Consider the following 18580-nt stretch of genomic DNA (forward strand, 5'->3'; position numbering starts at 1 on the left):
GTCCGGGGGGAGCAGAGCGTGAGCATCGGGTCCACATTCCGCAACGTGTCCGTCGCGTGGAAACTTCGCATCGTCGCCATCGTGGTGTGCGCGCTGCTGGCCGCGGTCGGGCTGATCGGGCTGTTGTACCTCGGTAACAGCCAGGACCGCCTCAACGCGCTGTACCACCACAACCTGCAGTCCGTGCAGATCCTCGACAACGTCGAGGCCGACTACCTGCGGGTCCGCTTCCAGGTCCGCGGCCTGGCCCTGGCCCAGGGCGACGCCGAGTCCGCGGCCGCCGAGCAGACGGTCAACGAGGCGGTCACCGAGCTCAACCAGAGCTGGCAGGCGTACGCGTCCAAGGACACCGACCCGGCCGCCAAGGCGGACCGCGGCGCGTTCGAAGCGGCCTGGGCGGACTACCAGAAGGTGCTCAACGGCAAGTCGATCCCGGCCGCGCGCGCGAGCAACTACTCGGAGTACAACCGGATCAGCCGCGAGGAGGTCGATCCGCTCGCGCAGCGCCTGTCGGCGGCGATCGACAGCCTGGTCGCCCGGCAGAACGCCGCGGCGCAGACCGCGCTGGACGAGTCCAAGGACGACTACAACACCGCCCGGATGCTGCTGCTCGCCCTGACCCTGGTCGCCATCGTCGTCACGTTCGGCATGGTGACGATGGTGGTCCGGGCCGTGTCCCGCCCGCTGCGCAGCACCGTCGCCGTGCTCACCGGGCTCGCGCAGGGCCGGCTCGACCAGCGCTTGACGGTCAACAGCCAGGACGAGGTCGGCCGGATGGGCACCGCGCTCAACAGCGCCCTGGACCGGCTCTCCGAGACTGTCCGCACGGTCATCGACTCCACGCACCAGCTCGCCAACGCCTCCAACCAGATCAGCGGCGCGTCGCAGAGCCTGTCGCAGGCCGCGACCGAGCAGGCGGCCAGCGTCGAGGAGACCACCGCGAGCATGGAGCAGATGACCGCCAGCATCAGCCAGAACAGCGAGAACGCCACCACGACCGAGAGCATCGCCACGCAGACGGCGACCGAGGCCGGCCAGGGCGGCGACGCCGTGCAGCGCACCGTCGACGCGATGAAGCAGATCACCAGCAAGATCAGCATCATCGACGACATCGCGTTCCAGACCAACATGCTCGCGCTCAACGCCACGATCGAGGCGGCGCGGGCCGGCGAGCACGGCAAGGGCTTCGCGGTCGTGGCCACCGAGGTCGGCAAGCTCGCCGAGCGCAGCCAGGTCGCCGCCCAGGAGATCAGCGAGCTCGCGGCCGGCAGCGTGCAGACCGCCGAGCGGGCCGGCAGCCTGCTCAGCGAGATCATCCCGAGCATCACCCGGACGTCCGACCTGGTGCAGGAGATCGCGGCGGCCAGCAGCGAGCAGGCTACCGGCGTGCGCCAGATCAACATCGCGATGACCCAGATCGGCAAGGTCACCGAGCAGACCGCGTCGTCCAGCGAGCAGCTGGCCGCCACCGCCGAGCAGATGGCGGCGCAGACCCACCAGCTGCAGGACATGATGACGTTCTTCGTCACCGACCCGGGCCGGGCGGGGCGGGGCCCGGCGGCGCTGCCCGCCTCCTACGAGCGCGGCGCGCACCGCAACGGCGGCGGCCCCGGCCGGGCTCAGCGCCCGGCGCCCGCGCTGGTCCCGGCCGGGGCGAGCCGCTCGGCCGAGGACATGTCCGACATCGACGAGAGCAAGTTCGACCGGTTCTGAGCGAGCCGGTCGCGCGCAATGTACTGCGAGACCAGCGCGTCGATGTCGAGGATCAGCGCGATGTTGCCGTTGCCGAGGATCGTCGACCCGCCGACGCACCGCACGTCCTGGAAGAGCTTGCCGAGCGGCTTGATGACCGTCTGGGACTGACCGAGGAGCTGGTCGACGACGAGCCCGGCGCGCTGCCCGGCGTGCTCGATGACCACGACGCTCTGCCGGCGCGGCGGCTGCCCGCCGAGGCCGAACACCTCGCGCAGCCGGACGAACGGCAGCGCCTGCTCGCGCAGGTCCATGAACTGCCGGCCGCGGGCCTCGCCCGGCAGCTCCACGCACTCGACGACCCGGTCCAGCGGGACGATGAAGTGCGTGTCGCCGGCGCAGACCAGGAAACCCTCGATGATGGCGAGGGTCAGCGGCAGCCGGATCTGCATCACCGTGCCGGCGCCGGGAGTGGTCTGCACGTCGATGCTGCCGCGCAGGGCCGTGACGGCGCCGCGCACGACGTCCATGCCGACGCCGCGGCCGGAGAGGTTGGACACCGTGTCGGCGGTGGAGAATCCCGGCTCGAAGATGAGCGCGTAGACCTCCTGGTCACTCAGCGCGTCGCCGCGCGCGACCAGGCCCCGCTCCACGGCCTTGGCGAGGATACGCTCGCGGTCCAGCCCGCGGCCGTCGTCGGAGATCTCGATGACGATGCTGCCGGCGTCGTGGAAGGCGTTCAGTGCCAGCCGGCCCCGGGGCGGCTTGCCGAGCCGCTCACGCTCCGCGCGGGTCTCGATGCCGTGGTCGAGTGCGTTGCGCACCAGGTGCGTCAGCGGGTCGCCGATGCGCTCCACGAGCGCCTTGTCCATCTCCGCGTCGCCGCCGGTGATCACCAGGTCGACGTCCTTGCCGAGCTCGACGCACACGTCGCGGACCACCCGCTCGAAGCGGCGCAGCGTGGTGCCGATCGGCACCATCCGCAGCGACAGGGCGGTGTGCCGGACCTCCTCGACCAGCCGCAGCACGTGCGCCTGCTCCTCGGAGTGCCCGTCGACCAACGCGACCCCGGACTGGGCGATCACCAGCTCGCCGACGAGGTCGATGAGCTTGTCCAGCCGGGAGGCGTACACCCGGATCGTCTGGGTGTCCTGCACCCGGCTCTCGGCGGTCTTGCGCTGCTTGCTCAGCGCCGCCTCGACCACGGGCCGCTGGACGATCTGCTCCTCGACCAGGATCTCGCCGAGCGGGCGGCGGCCCGCCGACTCCCCGGCATGCTGCTTGGCCAGCGCGGCGGCGAGCTCCCGGTCGGTGACGACCCCGCCGCGGCGCAGCAGGTCGCCGAGGCGGTCCTCCTCCGGCAGCGCCTCGAAGACCTCGGCGGCCTCGTCGGAGGGCAGGATGCGGATCGTGCTGTCGTCTCGGACGAACTCGAAGACGCTCTCGATGTCGGCCTTCGACGCCTCGCTGACGAACTCCAGGTCGAAGCCGAGGTAGCACACCTCGGGGTCGGCCTCGTCGGCCCGCGGCAGGGCGTCGGTGCGGGTCACCAGGCGGGTGACGGTGCCCAGCGTGGCGAGGTACCGCACGAACGACAGCGGGTCCATCCCGTTGCGCAGGCAGTCCGGCCCGAACCAGATGCTCAGCAGCCAGGTGCGCGGCCCGGCCGGCGGCGCCGGGTCCGGCTGCGGCGGCGGCGCGGCGCCGGCCTGGAACGGCGCCAGCCCGGCCAGCAGCCGCGCGCTGACCTCCTGCTCGGTCGCGGTCGGCTCCTGCCGGCCCTCGGCGACCCCATCGACCAGGACGGCGATGTGATCCGCGCACGGCAGCAGCGCGCTGACCAGTTCGGCGCTGACCTGCAGCCGGCCCTCGCGCAGCTCGTCGAGGACCGACTCGAGCACGTGCGTGAACGACACCAGATGCTTGAGCCCGAACAGCCCGGCGGAGCCCTTCAGCGTGTGCATCGCGCGGAACAGCGCCCGGACCGCCTCCGGCCCGTCGGGCGCGGACTCGAGCTCCAGCAGCCCCTCCTCGAAGTCCTGCACCAGCTCGCGGGCCTCGGTGAGGAAGGTGTCCAGGGCGTCGCGGAAGTCGTCGTCGTTCATGCCGTCGCCTCCAGGTCGGGGGTCAGCCACGCCAGGGCCAGCACATCGCGTACGGCCGGGCTGTGGTCGCTCAGCCGCAGCCGCAGCTCCCGCCGCCGCGCCTCCTGCCGGGCCATCAGCAGCACCTGCAGCCCCGCCGTGTCGAGCTCGGTCACGCCCGACAGCCCGATCTCCAGGTCCGGGCCGCCGGTGAGGAAGCGCAGCAACCGCTCGTGGTGCTCGGCCGCCGAGATGATGCTCAGCTCGCCCTCGATCTCCAGCCGGGCCGGCGCCGGCCCGGTCACGCCGCCCCGCCGCTGCGCTCCGGGCCGCTCACGCCGCCACCTCCGCAGGCTCCGGTGCCGGCGCGACCAGAAACCTGAGCCTCTGGTTCGCGGCCCCTCCGCTGCGCTCCGGGCCGCTCACGGGGCGATGAGCTTCGACACGGCCGCGAGCATCTGCGCCGGCTGGAACGGCTTGGTGACCCATGCCTTCGCCCCGGCCGCCTGCGCCTGCCGCTTCTTCTCCTCCTGCGACTCGGTGGTCAGCATGATGATCGGCGTGAACCGGTGGTCGGGCTGCTTGCGGATCTCGCTGACGAGGGTGATGCCGTCCATGTTCGGCATGTTGACGTCCGAGATGATCAGGTGGACCCGCTTGCCGGCGAGCTTGCTCAGCGCGTCCTGGCCGTCGACGGCATCGATGACCTCGTAGCCGGCGCCCTTCAGCGCGATCGTGACGACCTGCCGCACCGAGGCCGAGTCGTCGACGATCAGAACGGTCTTCGACATGTGTGCCGCCTTCCTAGAAGAACGTGATCTCGGAGGTGGGAGCCTCGGTCACCGCACCGGATCGGTGCGCCTGCAGCTCCCCCTGCATGGTGTACGTACGCTCGAGTTCGGACAGGAGCGTCTGTGCCCGCGGCCCGGAGTCCGGAGCCTCGGCGACGTGGCGGGGCAGGAGCTTGATGTTCTCCTCCAGGTGCTGCAGCACCTGGCCGACCCGGTCCTGGAACTGCAGGTTCACGATCGCGTCGGAGACCGAGGAGCGGATGTCCACCGCCGCGCGCTCCAGCCGCCGCGAGGACTCCCGCGACCGGTTGACGACCCCCTGCAGGTCGTCGATGACCTCCTGGACGTCGTCGTTGGCCCGGGCCACCGCGACGCTCTCCCGCTCCGCGTCGCCCTCCGCGCCGGCCAGCACCGACTCGATGGCCGCGCCGATGCCGCCGACCTTCTCGGCCATCTGCTCGGACGTCTGCAGCGACCGGTCGGCCAGCCGCCGGACCTCCAGCGCCACGACGCCGAAGCCGGCACCGGCCGCGCCGACCCGGGCCGCCTCGATCGAGGCGTTGAGCGCCAGCAGGTTCGTCTGGGCGGCGATCTGGGCCACGTCGGCGGTCATCTGCCGGAGCTCGTCGTTGAACCCGGCGAGCCCGGCCAGGTCGCGTACGGCCTGGCGCTTGGCCCGCATCGCGTTGTCCAGCGTGTGCACCACGTTGCCGAGGCGCTCCCGGCCGCGGTCGAACGACCCCGCGCCGCCACCCTGCGGGCCGAGCGCGTCGGCCGAGGAGGCCAGGACCGCGTCGACGTTGTCGACGATCTGGCTGAACTGCTGGGTGACGGCGCCGATCCCGGACTCCATCTGGGCCCGCGACGACTCGATCTGGGCCGACCAGACCGGCGCCACCGCCTCGGCGAACTCGCCGACGCCGCGGCGGAACGCGTCCGCCGCCGCCGGGGCCGGCGGCGGCGCCGGCCGGCGCCGGCCGGCCGCGAAGCCGATCCCCAGGCCCACCAGCAGGGCCACGATGACGTACAGCACCTCAGCCATGGCTACGGATCACCTCTGCAATCGCGGGAAGCGGCACCTCGCGCTCGACGGCACCGATCGCCACCGCCTCCTTCGGCATGCCGTGCACCACACAGGTCGCCTCGTCCTGGGCGACGGTCGTGGCGCCGGCGCGGCGCATCTCCAGCAGGCCCCGGGCGCCGTCGTCGCCCATGCCGGTCATGATGACGCCCAGGGCGGCCGGGCCGGCGGCCTTCGCCACCGAGCGGAACAGCACGTCGACGGACGGGCGGTGCCGGTTGACCGGCGGGCCGTCGAAGACCCGCACCCGGTAGCCGGCCATCGGGTCGCTCAGCAGTTCCAGGTGCCGGCCGCCGGGCGCGACGAGCACCAGCCCGTCGCGGACCCGGTCGCCGTCGGCGGCCTCGCGCACCTCGACCGCGCACAGCCCGTTCATCCGCTCGGCGAACGCGGCGGTGAACTTCTCCGGCATGTGCTGCACCACGACCACGGCCGGCGAGCGGGCCGGCAGCGCGGTGAGGACGCGTTCGAGCGCCTGGGTGCCGCCGGTGGACGTGCCGATCGCCACGATCGGGCGCTCCCCCGGGCCGGGCGTGCGGGCCGGATCGGCCGGGCGCTCGGGGCGGCGTACCGGGCCGGCCGCCGCGGCGCGCACGGCCGGCACGATGTGGCCGCTGTCGGCCTCGAGGTACCGCTTCAAACCGCTCGCCGGCTTGGCCACGGCCGCCACCGCGCCCGCGGCGAGCACCGCCAGCCCGGCCCGGGCGCCCGGGCCGACGAGCGTCGAGCACACCACGATCGGCGTCGGGCGGGTCGCCATCACCTGCTTGACGAACGCCAGGCCGTCCATGCCCCGCAGCTCGATGTCCGTCACGATCACGTCCGGCCAGCTGCGCCGCATCAGCGTCATGGCGCGCACCGGGTCGGCGGCCGTGCCGATGACCTCGATGCCCGGCGCCGCGCCGAGCACGGCGGAGAGCACCTGGCGCACGACGGCCGAGTCGTCCACGATGAGCGTGCGGATGCTCACGACGCCACGTCCAGATCGAAGCGCTCGTTGCGGCGCACCCACACGTTGCCGGTGTCCAGGTCGAAGCGCAGGAACCGCGCCCCGCCACCGCCGACGTCTCCCGTCGGGGTCGCGAAGCCGTGCCGGTCCAGCAGCGCCAGCCCGGCCGCCACGTTGGCACCGGCGACGCGGCCCTCGGTCAGCTGCGAGCCACCGCCGAAGATCTTCGTCTGGTACTGCCCGGGCTCCGTCCCGCTGCGCGCCAGCTCGCGAAGGAACAACTCGAACGCCCCGTCGGCGTAGCGGCCGTCGCCCGGCGTGTACGGGCCGCGGCGGCGGCTGGGCAGCATGAAGTGGCACATGCCGCCGATGCGCCGCCGCGGGTGCCACAGGCAGACGGCCACGCACGAGCCCAGCAGCGTCGAGATGCGGGCCCCGGCGCGCGCGAAGTGGAACCCGCCCGGGTACAGGAACACGTCGTCAGTCACGGGTGCCCGCCGGGAGCCGGTAGATCGACGGGCGGACCATCCGCAGCCGCGACGGGATGCCGTTGAGCGTCTCGGACAGGCTCACGATGAGGTGGCCCTCGGGGTACAGCATCTTCTGCAGCCGCGTGACCAGCGCCACCTTCGTCGGCTGGTCGAAGTAGATCATGACGTTGCGCAACATGATGACGTCGAACAGGCCCAGGTCGCGCAGGTCGTCGAGCAGGTTGGCGTGCCGGAACGACACCCGCTCCCGCAGCGTCGAGCCGGCCGCCATCAGCCCGGCGTACTCGTCGCGGCCCTTGAGCCAGTACCGGCGCAGCAGCTCCCGCGGGATCCGCGCGGCCGACTCCAGCGGGTAGAGCCCGCGGCGGGCCCCGGCCACGATCCGGCTCGAAACGTCGGTGCCGAGGATCTCCCAGCCGCCGGACGGGGGCCGCCCCAGCAGGACCATCGCGGCCGTGTACGCCTCCTCGCCGCTGGAGCTGGCCGCGCTCCACAGCCGGAACATGCGCCCCGGCCGGTGCGCGGGCGCGATCACGTCGCGCAGGTAGTCGAAGTGCTGCGGCTCGCGGAAGAACGACGTCTCGTTGGTGGTGAGCAGGTCGATCGCCTGCCGCAGCTCGCGGCCGTCGGGGGCGTGCAGCAGGCGTACGTACTCGTCGTAGCCGCCGAGCCGAAGCTCCCGGAGCCGCTTGCTGAGCCGCCCCATGACGAGCGTCTCCTTGCCCGCCTGGAGCCGGATGCCGGTGCGCTGGTGCAGCAGCGCACTGATCGCCGCGAAGTCGGCGCCGGTGATCTCCGGCGGTGCCTCGAGCGACCCGGTCACGGGCCCTCGTCCGGCGCCTCGCGGCCGGCCCGGGACAGCGCCGCGACCTCGGCCGGCGACAGGACCCGCTCCAGGTCGAGCACGATGATGAAGTCGTTCTCGCGGCGGGCCATGCCGCTGATGTACTCGGGCTGGATGCCGGTGCCGAACGTCGGCGGCGGCTCGACGTCGCCGGGGCCGAACCCGACGACCTTGTTCACCATGTCGACGAGGATCCCGACGTCCTGGCCGTCGGTGCCGTCGGTGTCACCGCTGCGCACGATGATGATGCTGGTACGCCGGCCCACGGGTGTGGCACCCTGACCGAACCGGATACCCAGGTCGACGACGGGCACCGCCCGCCCGCGCAGGTTGATCACCCCGCGGACGAAGCCGGGCGCCATCGGCACCGCGGTCAGCGCCCGATACTCGATGATCTCGATGACGTGGAAGATGTCCAGCGCGTACGCCTCGCCGTGCAGCGTGAACGTCAGGAACCGCCCGGCCTCGAGACCGCCGGGCCGCTGCGCGTCCTCCGCGGCGGTATGAGTGCTGCTCACCGGTCTGCCCGTTCTGTGCGATGTAGTCGCGTCCGGACGGCTGATCGGCGCGCTGGGGCCGGTCTGTAGCGTTTCCGGACCTCCGAAGACTCGCGGCGCCGTCAGGCCCGTGATGACTCGGCGACGCCCGCGTGGGTGAGGTCCTCCGGCACGACGATCCGCTCGTACATCTCGTCGCTGACCCCGCGGCGCAGGGCGGCCTCCTTGAGGGTCAGGCCCTCGTCGATGGCCAGGTGCGCGATCTGGGATGCCTTGTCGTAGCCGATGACGGGCGACAGCGCGGTGACCATCATGACCGAGCGCTCGACGTTGTGCCGCAGCCGGTCGCGGTTGAGCTGGACGCCTTCGACGAGGAACCGGCGGAAGTGCCCGGCCGCGTCGGCGAGGATGCGGATCGAGTGCAGGACGTTGTTGATGATGACGGGGCGGAACGCGTTGAGCTCGAAGTTGCCCTCGTTGCCGGCGACGGCCACGGCGGTGTCCGACCCGAGCACCTGGACGCAGACCATGAGCATCGCCTCGGCCTGGGTCGGGTTGACCTTGCCGGGCATGATCGAGGAGCCGGGCTCGTTGGCGGGCAGGCGCAGCTCCCCCAGGCCGGCCCGCGGCCCGGACCCGAGCCAGCGCATGTCGTTGGCGAACTTGAACAGTGCCGTGGCGACCCCGCGCAGCGCGCCCGACACGCGCACCAGCACGTCCAGGGACGCCTGGGCGGCGAACTTGTTGGGTGCGGTGACGAACGGGAACCCCGTCAACTCGGCGATCGCCCTGGCGGTGTCGGTACCGAATCCGGGTGGGGCGTTGAGGCCGGTGCCGACCGCGGTCCCGCCCATGGCGAGCCGGTAGAGGCCTTGCGTGGTGGACCGCAGGTGCTCGGCGGCGTCGTCGAGCGCGGCGGCGTAGCCGGACCACTCCTGGCCGACGGTGAGCGGGGTGGCGTCCTCCAGATGGGTCCGGCCGATCTTCACGACATCGTCCCACTCGTGGCTCTTGCGGGCGGTGGCGTCGTGCAGGCGGGCCAGCGCCGGCAGCAGGTGCCGCTCGATCGTGGTCACGGCGGCGATGTGCATCGCCGTGGGGAAGGTGTCGTTGGACGACTGGCCCATGTTGACGTCGTCGTTGGGGTGCACCGGTGTCTTGGACCCCAGCTGACCGCCGACGAGCTGGATCGCACGGTTGGAGATCACCTCGTTGACGTTCATGTTCGACTGGGTGCCGGAGCCGGTCTGCCACACGTACAACGGGAACTCGCTGTCCAGCTCGCCCGCGATCACCTCGTCGGCCACCCGCGAGATCAGGTCGGCCTTCCACTGCGGCATCCGCCCGGCGCGGGCGTTGACGATCGCCGCGGCCTTCTTGACGTACCCGTAGGCGTGGTAGACCGCCTTGGGCATGCGGTCGTCCCCGATGTCGAAGTGCACCAGGGACCGCTGGGTCTGCGCGCCCCAGTAGTGCTCGGCCGGGACGGCGACCGGCCCGAGGGAGTCGGTCTCGGTGCGGGTGCCGGCGGCGTCGATGCCGATCGGCACGTCCCGCACCTCGGGTGCGCCGGCACCCGCGGGTTGCGTGGCCATCACCGCTCACCCGGCCTTGACCGGACGGTACTCGGGCTGCCACATCGCGTCCTGCACCTGCTGTACCGGATCGGTCAGCTCGATGCGGGCCAGGCCCTCCGCGGCGGCCTGCTTCGCCACCGCGACCGCGACGGTGGCGGACACGGTGCGCAGGTTCTCCACGTGCGGCAGCAGCGACGCGCCGGGCGTGCTCACGTCGACCAGGCCGGCGACGGCCTCGGCCGCACTGGCGAACATTCCGTCGCTGATCCGCTTGGCCCGCGCCACGATGGTGCCGAGGCCCAGCCCGGGATACAGCAGGGCGTTGTTCGCCTGCCCGATGCCGTAGGTGACGCCCCGGTAGGTGACCGGCGGGATCGGGATGCCGGTGGCGACCAGCCCGCACCCGTGGGTCCACCGGATGAGCTCCTCCGGCATCGCCTCGATGCGCTCCGTCGGGTTGGACAGCGGGAAGATGATCGGCCGGTCGACGTGCGTGGCCATCTCGCTGACGACTTCCTCGGTGAACGCGCCGTGCACGGTCGAGGTACCGATGAGCATGGTCGGCCTGGCCCGGGCCACGACCTCGCGGAGCCCGATGCCGCCGTCGCGCCGCCAGCCCGCGACCTCGCCGGCCGGCCGGGCGTAGGAGGTCTGGTAGTCGCGCAGGTCGTCCAGGTCGTCGGTGAGCAGGCCCTGCTTGTCGACGCACCAGATCCGCCGGGTGGCCGTGTCACGCTCGACCCCGTCGCGCACGATCGCGTCGCGCAGCTGGTCGGCGATCCCCACGCCGGCCGTACCCGCGCCGAAGACGACGATCCGCTGGTCCCGCATCCGGCTCCCGGCCACGCGTATCGCGCTGAGCGCCGCGGCCAGCACGATCGCGCCGGTGCCCTGCATGTCGTCGTTGAACGTGCAGAACCGGTCCCGGTAGCGCTCGAGGATCCGCCGGCCGTTGCCCGGCCCGAAATCCTCCCAGTGCAGCAGCGCGTTCGGGAACAGCTTGGTCGCCGCCCGTACGTACGCGTCGATGAACTCGTCGTAGCGCTGCCCGCGCGCCCGGGCGTGCCGGTTGCCGAGATAGCCCGGATCGTTGAGCAGCTCCTCGTTGTCGGTACCGACGTCGAGCGCGACCGGGATCACCCGACCCGGGTCGATCCCCGCCGCCGCCGTGTAGACGGCGAGCTTGCCCACCGCGATGTCGATCCCGCCGGTGCCCCAGTCGCCGATCCCCAGGATCTCCTCGGCGTCGGAGGCCACGATCAGGTCCACGTCGTCCGCGCCCAGCCCGGCATCGGCCAGCGCCGCCTCCACCCGGTCCGGTTCGTCGATCGACAGGTACACCCCGCGCGGGCGGCGGTACTCGTGGCTGTACCGCTTGATCGCCTCACCCACCGTCGGGTCGTACACGACCGGCAGCATCTCGCGCAGGTGCCCGGCGAGCAGCCGGAAGAACAGCACCTCGTCGTTGTCCTGCAGCATCGCCAGGAAGGTGTTCTTGTGCAGATCGGACGGCTGGCGGTGATACTGCTCGTACACCCGCCGCACCTGCTCCTCCAGCGACAGCACCGCCGGTGGGAGCAGCCCCGAAAGGCCCAGCGCCGCCCGCTCCTCACGCGTGAACGCCGGGCCCTTGTTCAGCAGCGGCGTGTCCAGCACCTCGGCGCCACGGGCCGTCGTGACGTACACCCCGTCCTGCGAACGGAACCTCCGCTTCGTGGCCGAGCGCGTCCCCACCGTCATCGGAACACCGCCTCCCGGGTCCTTGTCCGCACGCCGTGGAGTTGCCGTGGAGCTGGCCAACTACCCACCACGCGCCGCGCACACCTCAGCGTGCGCGGCGCTGCTCGAGTTCCTCCTCGCCGACCAGCGTGAGCGGCGGCGCGCCGGCCGGGACGATCATGGTGGACAGGAACTTGAGCCAGGTCCTCGGCCGGTTGTTGGCGCTGCGGTAGTGGATGGCGTCCCCGCCGGGCAGCCAGAACTGCTCGCCGGCCGGGATCACCCGCCCGGGCTGGCCTTCGGCCTCGAAGAGCATCTCGCCCTCGAGCACGTAGCCGAAGACCGGCCCGGAATGCCGGTGCGGTGGCGTGCCGGCGTCACCCGGCGGCACCTCCAGCAGCATCATCGTCACGGCCGGCCGCTGCGGGACGAACGGCGGCGTCACCTCGAGCAGCAACGTCCGTAGGGTGAGGTCTCTGCGCATCGCCACCCCCGCGTGTCGTGGCCGCGTAACGCCGTCGGCCCCATGCTCGTCCCGCCCCGGCCGGACGGCCCCATCCGGCCGAGGTGAGCCCCGCGCGGGTGGGTGGGGCCGGCGACGGCCACCGTCGGCGGGTCATGCCCACCAGCCCGCGGACAACCAGGAGCAGCGCGATCAGCCCGAACATGCCGATCGCGAATGCCCAGCGCCACTCGGCCCGCGCCGGCCAGAGCGGTGCGTCGATCGCCGGCCCGCCGAAGCGTCCCTGGCCGACCAGGTCCCTGGCCACGTCGAGGTCTTCGGCCGGGCCGTCGGACGCGGCCAGGACGCGCGCGGGCTCGCCGGGGCGGACGGCCTCGATCGAGGCGCCACCGGCCGGGTAGTTGCCCATAATCCAGACGGCGTCACGGCCGTGCCAGCCGACGAGCCGCTCCGGCCAGCCGGTCCGGCCGGTCCTGAGCTCGTCGACGAACCTGCCGGTGGGCACCTCGTCGAACTGCAGGTGCCAGCGCTGGCGGGCGAGGGCCGCCCGGGCGTGCTCGCTGTCGGGCGCATCGCGGGCGCACGCCGTCCAGTCACAGACTTCGGCGGCGGTGTACACGAGGCGGGCGCCTTCTGCGTCCCAACCGGCGAGCCGCCGGCTGTCGTCGAGCGGCAATATGGCGCGGACCGTGCCGTCGGCGGTGTCAAGAACCCTGATGCGTTGCGGCTGCGCCGCCGCGCCCAGGACCAGCGCGAACCGGCTGCCGTCGGGCGAGAAAAACCCCCGGCTGTCGTCGACCTGGCCGGCGGCCACGGCGAGCATCGTCCGGGCGCGTCCGGTGGCCGCGTCGACGATGACGATCCGGTCTTCGACGCCCATCAGGACCTGGGTACCTTCCGCACGTTACTTACACGCCCCGGGCGACCGGTTTCGAGGGGTGTCCTCACCACGGACAACGCCGGTCGCTCAGTCAGCGCTCGACAGGACCTTCAGCATGTCCCACACGATCGGCGCCACGTAGGCACCCACGGCCAGCAGGATCACGACGCTCGTCACCGCACCTGCCGCGACGGCCCGCCTCAGCCACGGCTCCGGCGGTTCCGTCCCGCCCCAGAGCTCCCACACCCCGGCCATTGTGCCAGACTCCGCCGGCCGGGCGACGCTGCGATCATGGGTGGATGAGGCAGAGGCTGCGCAGGCTGCACATCGACGGCCGGGAGTACACGTGGAAGGCCGACGTGCGGGGCGCCCCCGGACCCGACGGGCGGCGGCACCGCTGCATCCGGGTCCGGGTGTGGGGTGCGGGCAAGACCGGTTGTGCGCTGCAGGCCGACGTCACCGAGCGCCCGGCGTCGACGGCCGCCACGGAAAGGTATCCGTTCCCGGCGGCCGAGCACGTCCGGGCACTCATCGCGCACGGGCTGCGGTCCGGTTGGGTGCCCGAGACCCGCGGCGGGGCCTTCCAGGTCACCGCGGCGGCCGGCGTGACGCTGCCGGGGTTCGCCGTCACCGACCTGCTGTGGACCGCCGAGCGCCGGTGAGGCGAACGGCGCCACCGTCAACGGCTCCCGGCACACCTCCTTCATCGGCGTGACCTGCGTCCTGTTCGGCCTGCTCCCGCTCACCCTCGCCGACGAACTCCCCGGCCCCGGCCCCCTCGCCGGCGCGCTGCTGCTGGCCGAATCCACGTTCTGGGGCCTGCGGTTCGTCGCCCAGTTCGTCGCGTTCCCGGCCGCGACGTGACGCGGGTCGCGGCTGCACCGGGCCGGCTACGCGGGTTTCACCGTCCTGTGGACCTGGATTCTGGCCGTGTTCCTCCTCGCCATGACCACCCGGCTCACCGCCGAGCGCCGCGGCACGGGTTTGCCGGCCTGAGCGCCGGGCAGGGTGCGACCATGCGGGTCGTCGTGAACCTCACGCGCTGCCAGGGGTACGCGCAGTGCGCCTTCCTCGCGCCCGAGGTGTTCCGGATGTCCGGCGCCGAGGCGTTGATGTACGACCCGCAGCCCGACGAGGCGCAGCGGGAGCGGGTGCTGCGCGCGGCGGCGGCCTGCCCGGTGCAGGCCATCCTGGTCGACCACGTCGACGACCAGGAGGCCGCCGTGGAGTCCGCGACGACCGGGCCGGCGGTGTCCGCGTGGACGCCCGCACCGTCGCGGACGGCCCGGCGACCCTCGCCGGACGGGCACGACGCGGCGATCGAGACGCTGCGCCGGCACGGCCGGATCGTGGTCGTGGGCGCGTCGCTGGCCGGCCTGGCCGCCGCGGCGACCCTGCGCCGGGAGGGCTTCACCGGCTCCCTGACGATGATCGGGGACGAGCCGTACCGGCCCTATGACCGGCCGCCGCTGTCCAAGCAGGTCCTCGACGGGTGGGTACCTGCGGACCACACCACACTCCCCCGGGTCGACGAGCTCAACGCGCGGTGGCTGCTCGGCGTGCCCGCCACCGGGCTGGACCTGGCCGGCAAGCAGGTACGCCTCGGTGACGGCGGCCTCATCGAGTACGACCGGCTGCTGATCGCCACCGGCACCCGCGCCAGGCCCTGGTTCAACGCCGATGAGGCGGCCCTCGACGGCGTGTTCGTGCTGCGGACCCGCGACGACGCCGCCGCGCTGCGGCACCGGCTGGCCGGACGGCCCCGCCGGGTGCTGGTGATCGGCGGCGGGTTCACCGGCTCGGAGGTCGCCTCGACCTGCCGGGACAGGGGCCTGGCGGTCACCCTCGTCGAGCGCGGGCCCACGCCCCTGGTCGGTGCGCTGGGCGCGGTGATCGGCGCTGTGGCCGCCGACCTGCACCGTGAACACGGCGTCGACCTGCGCTGCGGGGTCACCGTCACGCGGCTGGAGGGCGACACCGACCTGCGGCTGCGCCGCGCCCACCTGTCCGACGGCAGCACCGTGGACGCGGAGGTGGCCGTGGTGGCGCTGGGCGCGGTCCGCAACACCGAATGGCTGTACGACTGCGGCCTGGCGGTCGGCGAGTGGGGCGTGGGCTGCGACGCCGGCTGCCGAGCCTTCGACGCCGCCGGGGTGGTCACCGACGACGTCTTCGTCGCCGGTGACGTGGCGCGGTTCCCGCACCCGCTGTACGACTACCAGTTCCTGGCGCTCGAGCACTGGGGCAACGCCGTGGCCCAGGCCCACATCGCCGCCCACAACATGATCAGCGTCCCCGCCGAGCGGTGGCCGCACCTGGCCGTCCCGGTGTTCTGGTCGGCGCAGTTCGGCACCAACATCAAGTCGGTCGGGGTGCCGACCCTCGCCGACCAGGTCGTCATCGCGCAGGGCTCGGTCGCGCAGCGCCGGTTCGTGGCCGCCTACGGCTACCAGGGCCGCCTCACCGCCGCGGTCGGGTTCAACCAGGCCAAGTGGCTGGAGTCGTACCAGCGCCTGATCGAGGCGGGCGCACCGTTCCCGCCCGATCTTCGCGGGGTCGACGAGCCGGCCCTCGGGCAGCCGGTCGCGGCGCAGATTCCCGACCACCGCACCCGCAACCGCCACGCCACCGTATCGGTGACCGGCCACGACCCCAGCGAGCGCCGCGCCGAGCTGCTCCACCACCACTGACGCGCCGGCTGGAAGGGCACTGTCATGGCACAGCCCAGCATCTTCGAACAGATCCTCGACCCCGCCAACCGGGTGGACCCCTTTGCGTTGTACGCCGAGCTGCGCAAGACCCCGGTGGCGCGCCAGTCCGACGGCACCTACCTGGTCAGCACCTACGACGAGATCGTCGCGCTGCTGCACGATCACCGCGTCAGCTCCGACCCCCGCAACCACCCCGAACTCGCCGGCGTCCCGTCCGCGCCGGAGCACGGCCCGTCCGGGCTGCCGCTGCCGTTCATCTCCCGCGACCCGCCCGAGCACGACCGGCTGCGGGATCTGGCCACGCGTCCGTTCGGGCCGCCCTGCTCCCCCGGGCGCATCGAGGACATGCGTCCCTGGCTGACCGACATCGCCAACGGCCTGATCGACGACTTCGCCGGCAAGAGCCGGGTCGACATCGTCGACGACTTCGCCTACCCGCTGCCGGTGACCGCGATCTGCCGGCTGCTCGGCGTCCCCCGCGAGGACCAGCCGCGCTTCCACCACTGGGCCGACGCGATCATCGAGACCGTCGACCCGGCCACCGGCACGTTCGCCGAGCGGCAGCGCACACGCACGCGGATCAATGCCGAGCTCGGCGCGTACCTCGACGGCTTGGCCGACGCCCACGCCCGCCGGCCCGGCGACGACCTGATCTCCGGCATGCTCACCGACACCGGCCCGGGCGCGCCGATGTCGCGCGCCGACCTGATCAGCACCGCCGCGCTGCTGCTGATCGCCGGCCACGAGACCACCGTCAACCTCATCGCCAACGGCACGCTCACCCTGCTGCGCCACCCGGACGTGCTCGACCGGCTGCGCACCGAACCCCAGCTGATCATCCCGCTGGTCGAGGAGCTGCTGCGTTACGAACCCCCGGTGCAGTTCCTGCCCAGCCGTACCACGTTGGCCGACATCGACATCGCCGGCACCACCATCCCGAAGGGCTCGCCGATCACGCTGATGCTCGCCGCCGGCAGCCGCGACCCCGCCCGCTTCCCGGACCCCGACCGCTTCGACCCCGACCGCACCGACAACGTCCACCTCGGCTACGGCAGCGGTATCCACTACTGCTTCGGCGCCCCGCTCGCCCGGGTCGAGACCCAGGTCGCCCTGACCGCGCTGGCCCACCGGCTGGTGCACCCCCGGCTGGCCGCCGACCCGCCGCCGTACCGCACCAACCCGACCCTGCGCGGCCCTCGCCACCTGCCCGTCGACATCGACGCCGTCGCCCCGGCACCCGGCGCAACAGCACCAAGCGAACGCGACCTCCGCCCGGCACACGGGAGACTGTAAGTCCGAAGTGGACCATCACCACCGACGCGCACTCATGCCGGCGTGCGCGGCACGCTCTGCAACGTCCCGGTCAACTCCGCCGCACCCGTTGTCCTCCTGTCCTCGCCGACGGCTGGCCAGGTGTTCCCGGCCGGCGCCGCCATACCGCTCTCCGCGTCCGCCTACGACCCCGAAGCAGGCGGGGCGATCACCCGGGTCGAGTTCCACGTCGACGGTGTGCTGCGGAGTGTGGACACCACATTGCCATACACCGCGACCGTGCAGGGCCTGCCCGCCGGTCCCCACACCGTCACCGCGACGGCGTTCGACAACGGAAACCCGGTACGATCCACGCAGACGGCCACCGCGTTCAGCGTGGGGTGAACGGAAGCCCGGTACCCCGGTCAGGCCTGATCGATCCGCAGCAGTACGCTCTTCGCGCTGGTCTCGGGTTCGGGTGTCGTCGCGAAGTGCGCGTACAGGCTGATGCGAGCCGGCGCGCCGGGGACCCGTAGCGCGTAAGCGAGCGTGTGCGATGCGAACGCCCCGGTGCGTGGCAGCGCGTTTGCCGGTCCGAACGTCTCGTCGAGATCGCGCCGTGTCAGCGTGCCGGCGGGGTACTGCAGCTCGACGCTCGCGCGCGAGAACTCGCCGGCCGTGACCAGGCAATCGCTCGCACCCAGCGTCGGGGTGCCGAGCGCACCGTGGATCTCGGCCTCGCTGCCGGTCGCGACCGCGCACAGACGTTCGCCGGTCGCGCGCAGCGCGCCGGAAACGGACAGCTGATCGGGGGCGTGTTTCAGGATCGGCGCGAGGTCGGCTCGCAGGCGCGCGAGCTCAGGGTGATTCGGCTCCACGCCCTGAGCGTAGATCGCGAGCCCCAAGCTCGCGTGTAGCGCCGCATCGGCGAAGCGCTGCTGCGCGTGGAGCAGCTTCGCGTAGAACAGCCTGCGCGTGCCCAGGATCACCGGCCGAGCCGGCGTGACCTGTGCTTCGGCCTCGATCGCCCGAACGATGCGTTGCTCGCTTCGCTGCTCGTCGCCGAGATCCAGCCACAGCGACGAAACGGACGCGTAGATGTCGGCGCGCACCTGCGCGTCAGCGTCCATGCCGGCCAGCATCGCGTCCACGGCCGTAACGAGCTTGAGCGCGCGCCCGCGATCCTTTTTCACGCGCAGCGCGATCCGAGCTTCGGTGACCAGCTTCTCGACAGCGGCCCGTTCACGCATCGCCGGCTCCTCTCCTTGTTCTTCTGGCCTTCAAATTTAGGCGGCCCCGCAACACCGCCCCGGACAGCACAACTGGTTCGGCGGTGGCGCACGAGGAAACCGTGCAGGATCAGGCAAGAGTTCAAGACTTCTGAGCAAGATGGATTCGGCGGGCCGGCGTAGTGTCATGGTCGCCGGCTCGTCGCATTGCGGTCATATGACTCATGTGCCACGGGCCGGCTCAGGCAACGATCGTGGGGTGGGCTCGAAGGCGACGCCATTCCTTGTTTCCGCAGGCAATTGGCATGACCGCCGAGCACG

20 protein-coding genes are annotated in these 18580 nt (G+C 72.3%); 6 read left to right on the forward strand and 14 right to left on the reverse strand.

The annotated features are described in order from the left end of the window. Positions 1 to 18: 18 nt before the first annotated feature. A complete protein-coding gene (locus ACQPY0_RS33045; protein WP_432969324.1) occupies positions 19 to 1713 on the forward strand; it encodes a methyl-accepting chemotaxis protein in 1695 nt (564 codons plus the stop codon). On the opposite strand, the gene ACQPY0_RS33050 is transcribed toward ACQPY0_RS33045, so the two are convergent. The 13 genes from ACQPY0_RS33050 to ACQPY0_RS33110 form a co-directional block, all read right to left on the reverse strand. Beyond that, the gene (locus ACQPY0_RS33050; RefSeq protein WP_432969327.1) at positions 1620 to 3797 is read right to left on the reverse strand and encodes a chemotaxis protein CheW; all 2178 of its coding nucleotides are present in this window, start codon (positions 3795 to 3797) and stop codon (positions 1620 to 1622) included. The two genes, ACQPY0_RS33045 and ACQPY0_RS33050, sit on opposite strands and share 94 nt — an antisense overlap. Beyond that, positions 3794 to 4081, reverse strand: coding sequence for an STAS domain-containing protein (locus tag ACQPY0_RS33055; protein WP_432969330.1), 288 nt, complete (start codon positions 4079 to 4081; stop codon positions 3794 to 3796). Before ACQPY0_RS33055 ends, ACQPY0_RS33050 begins: the two co-directional genes overlap by 4 nt. A gap of 117 nt (positions 4082 to 4198) precedes the next feature. Further along, the gene (locus ACQPY0_RS33060; RefSeq protein WP_432969333.1) at positions 4199 to 4567 is read right to left on the reverse strand and encodes a response regulator; all 369 of its coding nucleotides are present in this window, start codon (positions 4565 to 4567) and stop codon (positions 4199 to 4201) included. Positions 4568 to 4580: 13 nt separating this feature from the next. Continuing rightward, a complete protein-coding gene (locus ACQPY0_RS33065; RefSeq protein ID WP_432969336.1) occupies positions 4581 to 5609 on the reverse strand; it encodes a methyl-accepting chemotaxis protein in 1029 nt (342 codons plus the stop codon). Continuing rightward, positions 5602 to 6618 carry a protein-glutamate methylesterase/protein-glutamine glutaminase gene (locus tag ACQPY0_RS33070; protein ID WP_432969339.1) on the reverse strand — a complete coding sequence of 339 codons (1017 nt, stop codon included), beginning with the start codon at positions 6616 to 6618 and terminating at the stop codon, positions 5602 to 5604. Before ACQPY0_RS33070 ends, ACQPY0_RS33065 begins: the two co-directional genes overlap by 8 nt. Further along, positions 6615 to 7085 carry a hypothetical protein gene (locus ACQPY0_RS33075; RefSeq protein WP_432969342.1) on the reverse strand — a complete coding sequence of 157 codons (471 nt, stop codon included), beginning with the start codon at positions 7083 to 7085 and terminating at the stop codon, positions 6615 to 6617. The genes ACQPY0_RS33070 and ACQPY0_RS33075 overlap by 4 nt, the downstream gene beginning before the upstream one ends. Beyond that, entirely contained in the window at positions 7078 to 7911 is an 834-nt protein-coding gene (locus ACQPY0_RS33080) for a CheR family methyltransferase (protein ID WP_432969345.1), read from the reverse strand. The genes ACQPY0_RS33075 and ACQPY0_RS33080 overlap by 8 nt, the downstream gene beginning before the upstream one ends. Next, on the reverse strand, positions 7908 to 8450 hold the full coding sequence (locus ACQPY0_RS33085) for a chemotaxis protein CheW (protein WP_432969348.1): 543 nt from the start codon (positions 8448 to 8450) through the stop codon (positions 7908 to 7910). Before ACQPY0_RS33085 ends, ACQPY0_RS33080 begins: the two co-directional genes overlap by 4 nt. 101 nt (positions 8451 to 8551) lie before the next feature. Further along, positions 8552 to 10024, reverse strand: coding sequence for a class II fumarate hydratase (gene fumC / locus ACQPY0_RS33090; protein ID WP_432969351.1), 1473 nt, complete (start codon positions 10022 to 10024; stop codon positions 8552 to 8554). Between the two features lie 6 nt (positions 10025 to 10030). After that, a complete protein-coding gene (locus ACQPY0_RS33095; protein WP_432969354.1) occupies positions 10031 to 11746 on the reverse strand; it encodes an NAD-dependent malic enzyme in 1716 nt (571 codons plus the stop codon). 85 nt (positions 11747 to 11831) lie between these two features. Then, positions 11832 to 12131, reverse strand: coding sequence for a cupin domain-containing protein (locus tag ACQPY0_RS33100; protein ID WP_432995474.1), 300 nt, complete (start codon positions 12129 to 12131; stop codon positions 11832 to 11834). Next, positions 12103 to 13068: a hypothetical protein gene (locus tag ACQPY0_RS33105; RefSeq protein ID WP_432969357.1), complete on the reverse strand. Its 966-nt coding sequence runs from the start codon at positions 13066 to 13068 to the stop codon at positions 12103 to 12105. The genes ACQPY0_RS33100 and ACQPY0_RS33105 overlap by 29 nt, the downstream gene beginning before the upstream one ends. 87 nt (positions 13069 to 13155) lie before the next feature. Continuing rightward, a complete protein-coding gene (locus ACQPY0_RS33110) occupies positions 13156 to 13314 on the reverse strand; it encodes a hypothetical protein (protein WP_432969360.1) in 159 nt (52 codons plus the stop codon). 53 nt (positions 13315 to 13367) lie between these two features. On the opposite strand from ACQPY0_RS33110, the gene ACQPY0_RS33115 reads away from it, so the two are divergent. From ACQPY0_RS33115 to ACQPY0_RS33135, 5 genes are all read left to right on the forward strand, one after another. Further along, positions 13368 to 13730 (forward strand): integrase, encoded by a 363-nt coding sequence (locus tag ACQPY0_RS33115; protein ID WP_432969362.1) that lies wholly within the window; start codon positions 13368 to 13370, stop codon positions 13728 to 13730. Between the two features lie 49 nt (positions 13731 to 13779). Then, on the forward strand, positions 13780 to 13932 hold the full coding sequence (locus ACQPY0_RS33120) for a hypothetical protein (protein ID WP_432969365.1): 153 nt from the start codon (positions 13780 to 13782) through the stop codon (positions 13930 to 13932). A gap of 152 nt (positions 13933 to 14084) precedes the next feature. Then, the gene (locus ACQPY0_RS33125) at positions 14085 to 15758 is read left to right on the forward strand and encodes an FAD-dependent oxidoreductase (protein ID WP_432969368.1); all 1674 of its coding nucleotides are present in this window, start codon (positions 14085 to 14087) and stop codon (positions 15756 to 15758) included. Between the two features lie 24 nt (positions 15759 to 15782). Then, complete coding sequence (locus ACQPY0_RS33130; protein ID WP_432969371.1) at positions 15783 to 17072, forward strand: cytochrome P450; 1290 nt, start codon at positions 15783 to 15785, stop codon at positions 17070 to 17072. A 42-nt stretch (positions 17073 to 17114) separates the two neighbouring features. Continuing rightward, positions 17115 to 17435, forward strand: coding sequence for an Ig-like domain-containing protein (locus ACQPY0_RS33135; RefSeq protein ID WP_432969374.1), 321 nt, complete (start codon positions 17115 to 17117; stop codon positions 17433 to 17435). A 20-nt stretch (positions 17436 to 17455) separates the two neighbouring features. Here ACQPY0_RS33135 and ACQPY0_RS33140 read toward each other — a convergent pair whose 3' ends face one another. Next, the gene (locus ACQPY0_RS33140; RefSeq protein ID WP_432969377.1) at positions 17456 to 18280 is read right to left on the reverse strand and encodes a hypothetical protein; all 825 of its coding nucleotides are present in this window, start codon (positions 18278 to 18280) and stop codon (positions 17456 to 17458) included. Between the last annotated feature and the right edge of the window lie 300 nt (positions 18281 to 18580).

Source organism: Dactylosporangium sp. CA-233914 (assembly GCF_050942935.1).
GTDB lineage: Bacteria > Actinomycetota > Actinomycetes > Mycobacteriales > Micromonosporaceae > Dactylosporangium.

Excerpts from the sequence above, each read along its gene's own strand:
- ACQPY0_RS33050 (WP_432969327.1), bottom strand. The coding sequence starts at position 3,797 with ATGAACGACGACGACTTCCGCGACGCCCTGGACACCTTCCTCACCGAG.
- ACQPY0_RS33060 (WP_432969333.1), bottom strand. The coding sequence starts at position 4,567 with ATGTCGAAGACCGTTCTGATCGTCGACGACTCGGCCTCGGTGCGGCAG.
- ACQPY0_RS33065 (WP_432969336.1), bottom strand. The coding sequence starts at position 5,609 with ATGGCTGAGGTGCTGTACGTCATCGTGGCCCTGCTGGTGGGCCTGGGG.
- fumC (WP_432969351.1), bottom strand. The coding sequence starts at position 10,024 with ATGGCCACGCAACCCGCGGGTGCCGGCGCACCCGAGGTGCGGGACGTG.
- ACQPY0_RS33095 (WP_432969354.1), bottom strand. The coding sequence starts at position 11,746 with ATGACGGTGGGGACGCGCTCGGCCACGAAGCGGAGGTTCCGTTCGCAG.
- ACQPY0_RS33100 (WP_432995474.1), bottom strand. The coding sequence starts at position 12,131 with ATGATGCTGCTGGAGGTGCCGCCGGGTGACGCCGGCACGCCACCGCAC.
- ACQPY0_RS33105 (WP_432969357.1), bottom strand. The coding sequence starts at position 13,068 with ATGGGCGTCGAAGACCGGATCGTCATCGTCGACGCGGCCACCGGACGC.
- ACQPY0_RS33115 (WP_432969362.1), top strand. The coding sequence starts at position 13,368 with ATGAGGCAGAGGCTGCGCAGGCTGCACATCGACGGCCGGGAGTACACG.
- ACQPY0_RS33125 (WP_432969368.1), top strand. The coding sequence starts at position 14,085 with ATGCGGGTCGTCGTGAACCTCACGCGCTGCCAGGGGTACGCGCAGTGC.
- ACQPY0_RS33130 (WP_432969371.1), top strand. The coding sequence starts at position 15,783 with ATGGCACAGCCCAGCATCTTCGAACAGATCCTCGACCCCGCCAACCGG.
- ACQPY0_RS33140 (WP_432969377.1), bottom strand. The coding sequence starts at position 18,280 with ATGCGTGAACGGGCCGCTGTCGAGAAGCTGGTCACCGAAGCTCGGATC.